The organism is Alteromonas sp. H02 (genome assembly GCF_059682525.1).
On sequence record NZ_CM185021.1, the window covers coordinates 5,105,108 to 5,118,489 of the forward strand.

9 protein-coding genes and 2 pseudogenes are annotated in these 13,382 nt (G+C 47.7%); 2 read left to right on the forward strand and 9 right to left on the reverse strand.

Annotation, left to right across the window (positions count from 1 at the left end):
* Positions 1 to 2: 2 nt before the first annotated feature.
* The 6 genes and pseudogenes from AC566Q_RS23595 to AC566Q_RS23620 all read right to left on the reverse strand — a co-directional run bounded on the left by AC566Q_RS23595 (position 3) and on the right by AC566Q_RS23620 (position 7,247).
* Entirely contained in the window at positions 3 to 1,100 is a 1,098-nt protein-coding gene (locus AC566Q_RS23595; RefSeq protein WP_499611895.1) for an efflux RND transporter periplasmic adaptor subunit, read from the reverse strand.
* 136 nt (positions 1,101 to 1,236) lie between these two features.
* A pseudogene (gene tolC / locus AC566Q_RS23600) lies at positions 1,237 to 2,619 on the reverse strand (outer membrane channel protein TolC).
* 439 nt (positions 2,620 to 3,058) lie between these two features.
* Positions 3,059 to 3,814 (reverse strand): IS21-like element helper ATPase IstB, encoded by a 756-nt coding sequence (istB, locus tag AC566Q_RS23605; protein WP_499611897.1) that lies wholly within the window; start codon positions 3,812 to 3,814, stop codon positions 3,059 to 3,061.
* A 14-nt stretch (positions 3,815 to 3,828) separates the two neighbouring features.
* Positions 3,829 to 5,277: pseudogene (istA, locus tag AC566Q_RS23610) on the reverse strand (IS21 family transposase).
* Between the two features lie 738 nt (positions 5,278 to 6,015).
* The gene (locus tag AC566Q_RS23615) at positions 6,016 to 7,035 is read right to left on the reverse strand and encodes an FAD-binding oxidoreductase (protein ID WP_499611899.1); all 1,020 of its coding nucleotides are present in this window, start codon (positions 7,033 to 7,035) and stop codon (positions 6,016 to 6,018) included.
* Positions 7,036 to 7,040: 5 nt separating this feature from the next.
* Positions 7,041 to 7,247 (reverse strand): Rieske 2Fe-2S domain-containing protein, encoded by a 207-nt coding sequence (locus AC566Q_RS23620; protein ID WP_499611901.1) that lies wholly within the window; start codon positions 7,245 to 7,247, stop codon positions 7,041 to 7,043.
* A 103-nt stretch (positions 7,248 to 7,350) separates the two neighbouring features.
* On the opposite strand from AC566Q_RS23620, the gene AC566Q_RS23625 reads away from it, so the two are divergent.
* Positions 7,351 to 8,451, forward strand: coding sequence for an ISAs1 family transposase (locus AC566Q_RS23625; protein ID WP_499611905.1), 1,101 nt, complete (start codon positions 7,351 to 7,353; stop codon positions 8,449 to 8,451).
* A 421-nt stretch (positions 8,452 to 8,872) separates the two neighbouring features.
* Here the strand turns inward: AC566Q_RS23625 and AC566Q_RS23630 are convergent, their stop codons facing one another.
* Together AC566Q_RS23630 and AC566Q_RS23635 are read right to left on the reverse strand one after the other, a co-directional pair.
* Positions 8,873 to 9,865 carry a 2Fe-2S iron-sulfur cluster-binding protein gene (locus AC566Q_RS23630; RefSeq protein ID WP_499611907.1) on the reverse strand — a complete coding sequence of 331 codons (993 nt, stop codon included), beginning with the start codon at positions 9,863 to 9,865 and terminating at the stop codon, positions 8,873 to 8,875.
* A gap of 9 nt (positions 9,866 to 9,874) precedes the next feature.
* Positions 9,875 to 10,783, reverse strand: a complete 909-nt coding sequence (locus AC566Q_RS23635) for a LysR family transcriptional regulator (RefSeq protein WP_499611909.1) — start codon at positions 10,781 to 10,783, stop codon at positions 9,875 to 9,877.
* 314 nt (positions 10,784 to 11,097) lie between these two features.
* On the opposite strand from AC566Q_RS23635, the gene AC566Q_RS23640 reads away from it, so the two are divergent.
* Positions 11,098 to 12,570, forward strand: coding sequence for an NAD-dependent succinate-semialdehyde dehydrogenase (locus AC566Q_RS23640; RefSeq protein ID WP_499611911.1), 1,473 nt, complete (start codon positions 11,098 to 11,100; stop codon positions 12,568 to 12,570).
* Between the two features lie 161 nt (positions 12,571 to 12,731).
* Here the strand turns inward: AC566Q_RS23640 and gstA are convergent, their stop codons facing one another.
* Positions 12,732 to 13,337, reverse strand: a complete 606-nt coding sequence (gene gstA, locus AC566Q_RS23645; protein ID WP_499611913.1) for a glutathione transferase GstA — start codon at positions 13,335 to 13,337, stop codon at positions 12,732 to 12,734.
* Between the last annotated feature and the right edge of the window lie 45 nt (positions 13,338 to 13,382).

The window sequence follows — 13,382 nt, forward strand, 5'->3', positions numbered from 1 at the left end:
TTCTATCCTTTGCTGGGAGTAGCGATTTCGACCTTTACTCCAGGAGCAACTTTCTGAAAGCCCGAAGTGACAACAAGATCGCCGGCGTTTATACCGCTGGTGATAACCCACTTGTTTCCTGCTCCGGTCAGCATTGTAACAGTGCGTTCAACCACAACACCATCATCAACAATCCAGACGCTGGCTGTGCCAGAGCTGTTCCGCATCACCACATTTTTCGGCAACAGGATGGCGTTTTCGGCTTGCTGTCGAGGAAGCTCGACTTCAACATACAGACCCGGTATCAAACGATAGTCTGGGTTTGGGAACGCAATGCGCAGTGTAATCATGCCTGTTGTTGGTTCAACTCTGGGTTCAGCGGCACGCAGTTCCCCTGCTTGAGCATAAACTTCTCCGGTGGGCAGTATCAAAGTCACATTTCCGGCCATACGTTCCTTATACTGTTTCGGTTGTTGATACCAGGCCAGCAGATCATTAACCGATTGTGTCACATCCACGTAAACAGAGTCGATTGACCGGATCGTTGCAAGTGCATTGGCTTGTTGTGCACTAACCAAGGACCCAGGTGTACTTTGCGACAAACCAATAATGCCAGAAACTGGGGCGCGAATCGTGCAACGGTTAAAGTCAATTTCTGCACTTTTCAATTGCGCCCGCGCCATTTCAAGTGCGGCCTCCGCAGATTTCCTTTCAGCTTCGGTATTATCGTAGTTCTGTTTCGACCCCGTATTGGTCGAAAGCATCTTCTTGGCTCGGGCCGTTTCAGAGATGGCTAAATCAAGTCTCGCCTCGGCCTGAGAAACTGCCGCTTGCGCACTGGACACGATAGCGGCGTAGGTATCGTCTTCCACCTGATATAGCGGCTGGTTCATTTCAACCGATGCCCCCTCAACAAACAAGCGTTCGCTAATTATTCCGGTAACCTGAGGACGAACTTCCGCTGTTGTTGTGGCTTTTATTCGGCCTGGCAGGCGTACCTTAGCAGTAAAATCTTCGGTTTTGGCGGTCATCACTGTGACACTGGGCAAGCTCTGTGCTTTTAAATGCCCTGAAAACAGGGCTATTAGAGCCAACACCACTACTGGAGAGAAAACTTTCATATGCTGCCTTTTAAAATATATTATTAGAAATAAAGTAACCTACATTTACATTAGAGGTAAATTAAATTTAAATATTGTTATGTACTTACAATACAAAAATCGCTGTCAGAGCGAACAATATATGTTGAAAAGTTAATTACTCGTTATCCCTTGGCGCTTCTTTCAAGCCCTGGCTTACTAACTCAAGGTCATTGACGGTCAAGTTCCCAGCAGCTTCTTTAAGCGTTACCATTGACTGAATAAAGTCATAACGCGCGCCCGACAGATTAGCGCGTGCGTCGAACAGGTTACGGGTGCTGTTAAGTACGTCAACAATGGTACGCGTACCCACATCAAAACCCGCTTCTGTCGCTTTCAACGCGCTCTCTGCAGATAACACTGCCTGTTCCAGTGCGCGGATGGTAGAGATAGAGGCTTTTACATCATTGTATGAACTGCGAACCGACTGGATGGCCTGACGGTGGGCGAGTTCTAAATCTTCACCGGCACTGATAAATAATGCGCGGGCGCGATCCGTTTGCGCCGATACCTGACCGCCCTGATAAATAGGCACAGAAACATTTACACCGATGCTCTGACTATCCTGAAACGGCGTTTCGTTGGTGAAGAACGGTGATGAAACTTCGGTTTTCGAGCTACCATAAGATGCTGACAAACCCAGCGTTGGGTAGTGACCAGCTGTAGCAATGTCGATTTCCATCTTCGCTACGTCCATGGCCAGACGCTGAGCCAGCAGGGTCAGGTTAGACTCTTCGGCGATGTCCAGCCATTCTGTAACGGCCTGTGGCGATGGTGATGAGGCGGCAAAGCGTTTGGTATCGAGCACGTCCAGACGGTCGTGATACTTACCGGTAATCACGCGCAGCGCTTCACGGGCCAGCTCGATGCGATTTTCGGCCACAATTTCCTGAGCAACAGTATTGTCGTAATTGGCCTGAGCTTCGTGGACATCCGTGATGGCGGTTAAGCCCACTTCAAAACGCTGTTTGGTTTGTTCTAACTGGCGTTCGATGGCACGTTTCTCTGCCTGCACAAAGTCCAGGTTGTCCTGGGCGCGCAGTACGTCGAGATAAGCAGTGACCGTGCGTACAATTAGTTGTTGTACCGCGGCGGCGTAGGTAGCGTCGCTTTGCTCGGCAGATAATTCAGTCTGGTCCAGACCTAACCAGCGAGAGTGGTCGTATAACGACATATTGAGGTCAATGCCCCAGCTGGTAGAGTCACGGTCAACTTCTACATCGACAATTTCGAAGGTCGGGTTGCCGTTTTCATCTTCACGTTGAATGTTCTGGGTAGATTCACTGGTAGATGTGGAATATCCCAGGGAACCTGAAATTTGTGGCAACAGCGCCGCGCGGCTAATGGGAATCGCCTAATAAGCGACATCGCGCTGTGCTTTTGCACGATTTACAACTGGATCGTTGGCCATGGCTTGTTGATAAACGTCTAATAAGCTATCAGCGAATACCGGTATGGTTATTGCCACACTAAACATAAGCGATAGAAATTTTTTTTTCATATTTGTGCCTTCAGCCTCGGCTTTGGTTAAAAACTAAAAAATGGATATGGTTAGCAATATTACACGAGCATGGTGAGTGGGCATGCGGTTGTGCTAACCAAGTTTATTAAAGACGCTCTGAAATCAAATCCATTGGCGTAAAAAACACATAATAATAGATACTACAAAGTCGTAACGGGGCCTGCGTCAGTATATCTGTGCATGTTTCAGGATTTGCCTACTCTTAAATGTGTAAATTTACATACAATCATGAATCTAAAAACTTGATTGTGGATATTAACTGATCTAACCAGAAAAAGAGAGGAAAATATAGCCGAAGTTTAAACGTTAGGATGTCAAAATCGCGTAAATTGCGCCTTTGCGTATTCTGCTGAACGTGAACACTAATTCTGGCGCATCGCGAACACCTAAGATCTCCCGCATTGGGCGAAGCCCATCCTTACACTAAGTGTTCACCATCAGTCAACTCTGAGCGTGTTTTTCGCATTGATTCCCCTTTTAGATTTATCCGGTGCGCGTTGTGTATCAGGCGGTCGAGTATGGCATCAGCCAGCGTGTTATCACCGCTGGATTGATACCATTGATCGTTGGGTAACTGACTGATGATAATGGTTGAGCTGTGGTTATTTCTGTCATCCATGATTTCCATCAGGTCGTTGCGTTGGGCTGCCTTTAGCGGCTCCAAGCCCCAGTCATCAAGGATGAGGATGTCTATTTTCGCCAGTTGTTGCAGCATTTTGCTGTAAGTACCATCGGCTTTTGCCAGACTTAGCTCGAGCATCAGTCTGGATAACCGGTAGTACTTTACGCCGTAGCCTTTCATGCAGGCAGTATGAGCCACGGCGCAGGCCAGATACGTTTTCCCGCAACCACAAGGCCCGGTGAGTAGTAGGTTCTGGTGTTTATGCACCCACTCACATTGCAGAAGGCTGGCCATGTGCGCCTGCTTTAAACTGCGTGGATGCGTATAATCAATGTCCCTGGCGGTAGCGTGTAATTTGAGTTTTGCGGCCTTTAGCAGCCGCTGTTGTTTTCGCTGGCCGCGTTCGAGATGTTCTGCATCGACCAGTAATTGCAGTCGCTCTTCGAAGCTTAAGTTGTCGTAGTTATTCGGCTGTGACTGTTGCATGGTCGGGGCATCAGCCATGCCGGTGAGTTTTAATTGTCTGAGCAGCATTAAGGTGGTGTTAGTCATTGTCTATTCCTGAGTTAGTGGAAGCTTTGTGGGCCGCGGATATTCTCGTGGACTTGAGGTAGGTGGTTTTGCGACTTGTGCTGATACAGCTTGTCCTGATTCGAGGTCAGGATGGCTTTCACCTGTTTAAGCCGGTACAGATGCTGATGATTGGCGATAGTGCAGGCTTTGTTAAGCCGTTGTGACGGGTATTGGCGTGAGAGATTGAGCAGGCCCAGACACACGCGGTATGCCTGGCGCCCAGCTTTGATGCTTCTGATGGCGTGTAGGCATATGCGCCGGAACGGTACTCATTCCATGACGATATTGCCTGGCATGACTGGCGACGACCTTGTTGCGGAAGTACAGTGTGATTAAGGCGCTGCTGGCATGCACATCTATTCGCTCGCCAACCAGATGATGCGGCACGGAATACAGGTTCGCATCATCTGGATATGGTAGTCGATATTGACCTTGACCGTTTTGATGTCGGTATATTGATAAGCCAGCTTAGGTAACGGTGCGAGTGCCGGCTTATCGATACTATCGAACCACGATTGTCTGCTGCCATTGAGTTGCTTGCAGGGACGGTTATTCACGTCTTTAAGGAGAGCGGCAATACACGTATTCAGCTCCGCCAGTGAGAAGAAGGTGTAATGACGTAACCGGGCTAATATCCAGCGCTCAATCACTTGCACACCGACTTCGGCTTTGGCTTTATCCTTCGGTTTATAGGGTCTGGTGGGGACAATCGCACAGCCATAGTGAGCCGCTAACTGCTGATAGGCTGGCGTGACATCCGGGTCGTAGCGGCAAGCTTTACTCACCCCACTTTTTAAATTATCCGGTATCACCAACTGCGGCACACCACCGAAGAAGCTAAACGCTCTGGTGTGGCTACCCAGCCAGTCCGGCAGACTCTGTGTCCAGGTGCCTTCCGCGAAGGTGTGGTTGGATGCCCCCATCACCGCAACAAAGACCTGCGCCTGGCGAACTTCACCGGTACTGGCACTGATTATCGGTACTGTTTGTCCCGCATAATCCACAAACAGCTTTTCACCGGCCTTGTGAGTCTGCCGCATTGAGCGGCGCTGTAACGTTTGCCAGACCTGATAATGATTGCAATATTGCGGATAACTGTAACTGCGGTTGGGGTATTGCTCCGTGTACTCCTCCCATAACAGGTGTTTGGTTACGCCTTTATGCGTAAGTTCCTGATGCACATCCCGCCAGTCCGGCATCTCATACTGCCCGGACTGACGTGTATCCGCTTCTGGATAGAAGCGACTTGCCAGTTATACATCATCAAGCTGGTTAACGTCAGGCCAGCTCAGGTTCATCTCATTCGCTTTGCTAAGCACCTTGGAAACGGCACCAACACTCACTCGTAAACTACGGTGGATTTGCCGGATACTGAGATCTGCCTGCAATTTCAGGCGAAGAATTTCTCGAAGTTGTCGCATTGATAATCTCTTGGTTGGCATCCCTGTTTCCTAAAGCAAAAGGCAACAGGTTAGCAGTCAAAAATATCAATGCGGGAAATCTATTCTGGTTCGTGAACAGTGATTCTGGCGTCAAGGCAAAACTGTTCACCATCAGACCAGAATGGGTGTTCACCATCGGCCAGAATTGGTGTTCACGATCGGCCAGAATATGCACCACTGCCATATCATCGAAACCAGTAATGACAGCGACCGTTTTAAACAATCAGCACAACAAACCAAGGGGAAGAATAACTAGCAATCAAAGCCAAAAAGTGGCATTAATCTAACGAACATGGTGGATCACAATTCAGTGCAAACCGTGGATTAGATTTAGCTGCAAATCAACACCGCTTGGTGCCGCGCTAATTGAGCGCCAGCCTAATCTACAATGCCCACCGGATAACTCTCGCAGACAAGTGTGTACTACCCCAAACTCTTTGAGCAACCCTCGAAGCTCATTACTATTGGCCTTTCTATTCCACTCACACCTCTTACAGATTATATGTAAGGCCTGAATATCCTGTTGGGTTTGCGTTTTCGACAACGCACATCCCATCTTTGTTCATACGACTGGTTCGGTTATGGCTAAAGCATCATAAATATGTTTTATTACCTCGCACATACGTGTTTTACTGTGCAATATTCATTTTGGTCTCCTCAACTTGATAACTTTAATGTTCAGTTCCAAGTTTGGCACATTGCGATGCCGTTTGAGGGAGGAGACTATTCCATCGTTGACTATACAAACCGATCAAAATGGAGTTGTTCAGCGGGCAGCGAATGATTCAACAATAACAGGTTTTCCACCGCATCGGTCATCAATGGTGGCCCGCAGAGGTAATATTCAAATGACTGGGCACTTTCAACCTCTCCCAACCAACGACTTACCGCTTCATGAACGTAACTGATAGACCCCGGCCACTGCGCATCCAAAGGTGCTTCCGACAGCACCGGCACGAACTGTATTCGATCATCCAGTGGCAGCCCCGTTGAACGCAGGTAATTCTGACAAAGGCCCTCGATAGTGCGAGCACCAAAGAAAAAATAAATTTTTCGTTGACTGGCGAGCGGATCACTCACAGCCGAGCGCAAGATAGAGAGAATAGGTGACAGTCCCGAACCGCCGGCAATGCAGACTATATCTCGCGGTGAATCGTTACGATAATGCGCCACACCAAAGGGGCCATCCAACTCGATAACGTCCCCCTCTTGTAACTCGTTAGCCAAATAATTCGATACCAAACCATTCGGGACTTGCTTAATCACGAAAGACCAAATGCCTTCCTGGTTAGGCAGGTTTGCCATGGAATACGCACGCTCGGCACCGATACCAGGTGCCTTCAGCATGGCGTACTGACCGGGTATAAATTCTGCCGGCCCATCAGACTGAAAAAGGTACTCAGCCATGTCGCTGCCAATGTCATGTTTGCCAGCAAAACTCACCTTGACACGCGCTGGAGCATAACGGGGTTGAAACGCCGGTTTTAGTCTAACCTTGATAGTACAATCACTACTCATTTCTGACTGACATGCCAAATGCCTTCCAGATGCACGTGCTTTCTCCGATATGCCGGGAGCCTGCGCCCACCGCTCATTAATTTCACCCTCAAGCAACTGAAAATGGCAACCGCCACAGCCACCAGAATTACATTCATAGGGAAATCCCAGCCCTGCCCGCAGCGCGGCACGAAGCACCGTATCACGCTCTTCCACCTCGATTTTGGTGTCCGCACCAATCGTTAGTATGTGCTTTGACATATCAGTTACTCCACAACGGCCATTACATTGCCATCTTCAACCGACACTGCGTATGTTTTAAGATCAATTTCACAGGGAAAATCAACCGCCTCTCCAGTACGTACATTAAAGGTCCCCCCATGAACCGGGCACTCTACCAGGTCGTCTTCCAAGTATCCATTCGTCAAAAAAGCGGTGGCGTGCGTGCAAATATTACTGGTTGCACAGGGCAAGATCGTACTTTTGTTAAATTACTCTGATATCTGATCGATTTAATTCGTTATATTTATCATCATTAGTGTGATCAAATAGTTTTTTTGATGACACGAGTTAATTATGAGTTTTCTAAGCCATTTTTCAGAAGTTACCGATCCCCGCACGCAAATTAATGTTCAACATGACTTTATTGATGTGATATTTCTGACTGTGAGTGCAGTCCTTTCTGGAGCAGAGGGTTGGAGCGATATAGAAGTGTTTGGTCGAGATAAACTTGATTGGTTGCGCCAATACCGTCCCTTTGAAAACGGCATTCCTGTTGACGATACCATTGCCCGAATTGTCCGAGTAATATGCCCTGAACAATTAAATAAAGCCTTTATGAATTGGGTGAATGAAGTGCGTGTTGAAACGGGTAAGCCTCAAATTGCCATCGACGGTAAGACACTTCGTCATTCCTACGATGGCGATAAGCAAACGGCATTACATAGCATTACCGCCTGGAGCAAAGATGCAGGTTTAGTGCTTGCGCAACTGAAGTCATCGGGCAAGAAAAATGAGAATGCTTCGGTATTGGACCTACTCGACACGCTTAATATTAAAGGCGCTCTTATCAGTGCAGATGCCATGAACTCTCAGAAAAAGATAGTCGAGAAAATCAGCTCGGAGAACGCAGATTATGTGCTCTGCATCAAAAATAACCACAAACAACTACGCGATGAAATTGCCGCCTATTTCCATAAGGTAGAGAGGGATAATCCCGATTGGATTGCCTGTAATGAACAGACTGATTCTGGCCATGGACGAATTGAAGTACGCCGGTGCCAGCAACTAAGAGTCAGTGAGTGGATAAGTGAAGCACAGCACTGGAAAGGTATACGCAGTGTTATCAAAATAGAACGAGAGCGCCACCTTAAAGACAAAGAGGTGAGCACTGAAACGCAATATTACATCAATTCACTGGATATTGACCCCGTTGCGGTCAACCAGGCTATCCGAGCACACTGGGAAGTCGAAAATAAAGTCCACTGGGTGTTAGACGTGACGTTCAAAGAAGATGATAGCCGAATACGCAAAGAGGACGGAGCGGAAAATGTCGGAGTGATTAGGCGGTTTTGTTTGAATATGGCTCGTTTACACCCCAAGAAAGCCAGCATGAGAAGCAAACTCAAAATGGCTGGCTGGGCCGATGAATTCAGAGCAGAGCTTATTTTTGGGTAAAAGTATGCGGTTGCCCTGACTGGTTGCATAGATCTCACCATCAATATTATAAACGGCAATAGGAGGGACACCATCAATATCCACTCTTAACATATCACCAACATCGACATCTGATACTTTGCATAATTGAATTTTTTCGGCCATTTATAGCGCCTCCATTAATCTGGAATAGTGCAACATCGCGTAATAATGCGCGAATAATCAAGCGTGAACAACATAGGTAAACATAAGTTAACCATCACCGATCTGAATAAAGCGACGAGCATTATTGCGTTTCTATCTTAACGTCATTCAATATCTATTCTAGTTGCCCAAAAATGGTATTGATGCCTATACCCGCGCCGCCTCAAGTTGCCGGATTTCAGCCAGAAAAAAGCATAACGCGGCGCGGTTATGATATGAGTTATAAAAATTCTGGGTTTTAGTAATGAGAGTAGAGAAAAGACTGGGAATGTAGTCTATCCGGTAAAACACCGGCCTGTTTCAAGCTCCATGAAACGGTTTCGATTGCATGCGGCGAACCAAACGAATAAACTCGGCATTCTTTTAACCTGGCTAACTCAAGATGAATTGCATCGGTAAGAAGTCCGGTCAGATAACCGCGTTTCCGTTCCTTAAGGCCACTGGCAACAACAACGCGTAATTTCGTTACCCCCCGTAAACCGGAAATGACATCTTTCAATTCCTCAATGCCATACATATCCTCTCGCAAAGAAAAACCAGCATAGATATACACCGTGTTTAGCAATCCCGCATCAGCGATTGACCTGAGGAGCGTCACCATCGCTCCCAAACCGGTATTATGCGATATACAAAGGATAGGCCTGGTACAGTGTTCACGTAAATAAACGCTACCGAGAGGGCCTTTCACGGTAACGGTATTACCGACCAACTTGTTGTTTGCAGCGAACTGCGAGAATCGACCAAATGGATGCCGCTGAACGTGAAAACGCAGTTCGTTTTCTCCCGGCATGCTAGCCGCAGACAGGGGACGAATGATGGTAGGGTGCCACGTCACGTCAAAATGTTGTCCAGCGCGAAATTGCGCAGGCGTTTTAGTACGAAGTACGAATTCGTCAACCGTGGATGATAAAGAGCGGACCGCAAAGACTTCTGCTCCAATAATCTGCGCCTCGACAATACACAGATCCTCCACACTGGGTATAGAAACCAAACAATCCGTTTTGGTGCGAGTTTGGCAAGCAAGTACTGACTGCGCACTCTCATCATTCAAGCTCACCGGCAGCTCACCGGACCCTCTCTCCAGCAAAGAAATAGAGCATCGACAAAGCCCACAGCGACCATCCTGACAGCTATATGAAATAGGTTCATCATTTTTTAGTAAGGTTTGTAATAACGTTTCACCGGGCTCCACGGCCAAAATTCTTCCGCTAGGTATTACTGTCATCAACATCGCGTAAACTCACAAACGGTGAAAGAGATCAAACATCAGGCCACGCAACCAGAGATTGGCGGGATCTCGGTGGACCCGGCGATGCCAGCAAACATCCACATCCACCGTTGGGATTGATATTGGAAGCGGCACAGTTGTTAAATTAAATGGGTTCTCAAGCATTCTCGCAGCATCTACTGGCAGGGTTGAGATCATATCAGTTGTTGCCAGTGTAGGCCCCAAAGTCATAAAATGAGGTACGGTTAATTTAATATCTCTTACCATTCCCTTTTTCGCCAAAATGGTGTCAACATCACCATGCCCCGTTTCTTTTGCGACAACCACCATATGCGACTGCCGTAAGTAATCTTCTGGGGTCCAAAGCCTTTTTCTTGCCATAGGATGCTGCTTACGCAGACAAATCACGTATTCTTCGTTCAATAATCGACGGTGGAGGATATCGCCTTTGAGTTGAGGCAAGATATCGACTGCAAGATCAATATTTCCGTTCTCCATTTCAGCCTGCAAGGAGTCGCTACCCTGTCGTACAGTATTAAACCTGATATTGGGGGCGGATTCCATCGTATGGGCTAGTAAACGGGGGAGCAAATAAGTTTCACCAATATCGGTCAGGCCGAGGTTAAATGTTCTGTTATCCGTGATGGGGTCAAAGTGAACAGGCTGACTAAAAGTGCTATCAATCACTGCTAGGGCGTACCCCACGGGTTCAGCAATTTGGATCGCAAATGTGGTGGGTTGCATGCCGCCACTGGTACGAATAAACAAGTCGTCCTTCGTAATGTCACGTAACCGCTTTAAGGCATTACTAACGGCAGGCTGCGTTAATCCAAGTGCCTCTGCTGCCGTTGAGACTTTTCGTTCCATCATTACACGGTGAAAAACCCGCAATAACGTCATATCGAGCTTATCGAGATCCATTTGTTAAATTCTATATTGTTTTAATTATTGATGCACAAAGCGGCTAAAATTAAAGCTACCGCCATATGAATTAAGCGTCAAAGACTAACAGAACACAAAAGCATGTATCAAGCATGTTACTAAAATGATAATGAATCAGGAGTAAAATAACAATAAGATATTGTCACGGGGATATATTCAATAGCAGGGCAGCGCATGTTCTACAGCTTTATTCACAGTAGTGATGTAGATGTTATGCCTACTAGAATTGCATCTGTTATCAACCTGTCGCACGCTACTTTGAAAGTCGATATATTAGTTGAACGAGTAACGTCATGAAAACCAAAAACACTGATCAACGCGACAAACTGCCTTACCCTGATACCCAACTACTGATCAACGGCGAGTGGAGCAACGCCGCTGATGGACGGTCACTACCGGTTACCAACCCGGCCAATGGTGAGGTCATTGGCCATGTTGCACACGCCAGTATAGCGGACATGGAACGGGCCATTGACGCGGCGCAACAAGGCTTTGAAATATGGCGCGAAATGACGGCGGCAGCGCGCAGCAATATTATGCGTAAAGCCGCCGCACTGTTGCGCGAGCGCGCCCCAGGCATCGCCCAGACGTTAACCCTGGAACAGGGAAAACCGTTACATGAAGCCACGGGTGAGACCACGGCTGCTGCCGATATTATCGAGTGGTTTGCTGATGAAGGTCTGCGTATTTACGGTCGTCTTGTGCCGTCCCGCAAGAGTTTGTCTATTCGACAAATGGTCATCAAAGATCCCGTTGGTCCAGTCGCGGCCTTTACACCATGGAACTTTCCTATTAACCAACTGGTTCGCAAGCTCGGGGCGGCGCTAACGGCAGGCTGTTCAATAGTGGTCAAAGCCGCCGAAGAAACACCCGGCGCGCCTGCCGCGCTCATCCGTGCGTTTCATGATGCCGGACTGCCACCGGGTGTTGTCAATCTGATATACGGCGACCCCGCTGAAATTTCAGATTATTTAATTCCCCACCCGGTAATCAAGAAAATCAGTTTTACCGGTTCAACCGGCATTGGCAAGCAACTTGCCGCCATGGCCGGGCAACACATGAAACGAGTAACCATGGAACTTGGCGGACATGCCCCGGTCGTTATCTGCGATGATGCTGATGTAGAACTCGCAGTTAAAACACTTGGCGCCCTTAAGTTTTATAATGCAGGTCAGGTGTGTATCTCGCCAACGCGCTTTCTGGTGCATGAGTCGATTCGTGAGACATTTGCCAGCGCCCTGGCGCAGCACGCCAGACAAATCACTGTCGGCGATGGATTGAGCGAGGGAACACAAATGGGCCCTCTGGCCAACGCCCGGCGTCTGGATGCCATGGACAGCATTATTAGTGATGCGCTGGACAAGGGAGCCCAACTATTATGTGGCGGGGCGCGAATTGGTGAAAGCGGTAATTTCTGGCAACCCACGGTACTTGATAATGTCCCTTTAAATGCCAAGCTACTTAATGACGAGCCATTCGGGCCGGTTGCCGCAATAAGAACATTTACCCATATTGAGGAGGCGATTACCGAATCAAATCGACTGTCGTTTGGGCTAGCGGGCTACGCATTCACCCGTTCACTCAAGAATGCGGATCTCCTGACACGCCATATGGAAGTCGGAATGCTGTGGATTAATATGCCACCGGCCACGTCTGCCGAGTTACCATTTGGCGGGATTAAGGATTCTGGATATGGTACAGAAGGAGGCCCGGAAGCAATTGAAGCTTATTTAAACACGCGGGCCGTTGCTATTATGAATGAATAAAAACGTATGCCAGTGGTACTTACTGCTACAGCTTACAGCTGATGCAAAACGCAAAGCTTCACAATGTTCCAAAGTTACACAATGCGTTTTGCTTGTTCTCATTCATAACAAAACAGACAGGTGCGTGAACCGCAGCTGTCTGTTTTACGTTTAACGCCTGACTAAACCAGACTTTCTGCTTTAAGTACAGCACCCACTGCCGGACGGCCTGCTACAGAGTGGTAATAACGCGCTAGATTCTCCCATTGCTGCATGTCAATGTGAAGATGGGGCAACCAACTCAATACTGTAAATAAGTAGGCATCCGCCACCGAATAGTGCTCGCCTAACAAATAATCATTACCCGCCAGGTAAGTATCCACATAACTGAGCCGTTTGTTAATCATGGCCGTTGCACTTGCACGCCAGTCATCTTGGGCGGCCGGATTGAAAAACACACCACAAGACTTGTGTAGTTCAGTACCAATGAAAGTGAGCCACGATTGAAGCTGATAATGCGCCATTGAGCCCGGTTCGAGCACTAACTTTGCGTCGGGGTGTAAATCTGCCAAATACTGCACAATAGCTGGTCCTTCAGTGAGCACTTCGCCATCATCAAGCTGTAAAGCAGGCACATAGCCCTTGGGGTTAATCTTCGTAAAATCTTCCCCAGACTCAGTCAACTTGGTGGCTAAGTCGACTTTTTCAGTTTGATAGTCAATACCAAGCTCTTCAAGCACAATATGCGGTGATAACGAACACGCACCGGGATACATATACAATTTCATCTTTATTCCTTCTTCGCCAGAGGCTGTAAAAGTAAACAGCCGTTA

What these genes read in the sequence shown, in the direction of transcription:
- AC566Q_RS23640 (WP_499611911.1), top strand. Translation starts at nt 11,098, where the DNA reads ATGAAAACCAAAAACACTGATCAACGCGACAAACTGCCTTACCCTGAT.
- AC566Q_RS23615 (WP_499611899.1), bottom strand. Translation starts at nt 7,035, where the DNA reads ATGTCAAAGCACATACTAACGATTGGTGCGGACACCAAAATCGAGGTG.
- AC566Q_RS23625 (WP_499611905.1), top strand. Translation starts at nt 7,351, where the DNA reads ATGAGTTTTCTAAGCCATTTTTCAGAAGTTACCGATCCCCGCACGCAA.
- gstA (WP_499611913.1), bottom strand. Translation starts at nt 13,337, where the DNA reads ATGAAATTGTATATGTATCCCGGTGCGTGTTCGTTATCACCGCATATT.
- AC566Q_RS23630 (WP_499611907.1), bottom strand. Translation starts at nt 9,865, where the DNA reads ATGTTGATGACAGTAATACCTAGCGGAAGAATTTTGGCCGTGGAGCCC.
- AC566Q_RS23595 (WP_499611895.1), bottom strand. Translation starts at nt 1,100, where the DNA reads ATGAAAGTTTTCTCTCCAGTAGTGGTGTTGGCTCTAATAGCCCTGTTT.
- AC566Q_RS23635 (WP_499611909.1), bottom strand. Translation starts at nt 10,783, where the DNA reads ATGGATCTCGATAAGCTCGATATGACGTTATTGCGGGTTTTTCACCGT.
- istB (WP_499611897.1), bottom strand. Translation starts at nt 3,814, where the DNA reads ATGACTAACACCACCTTAATGCTGCTCAGACAATTAAAACTCACCGGC.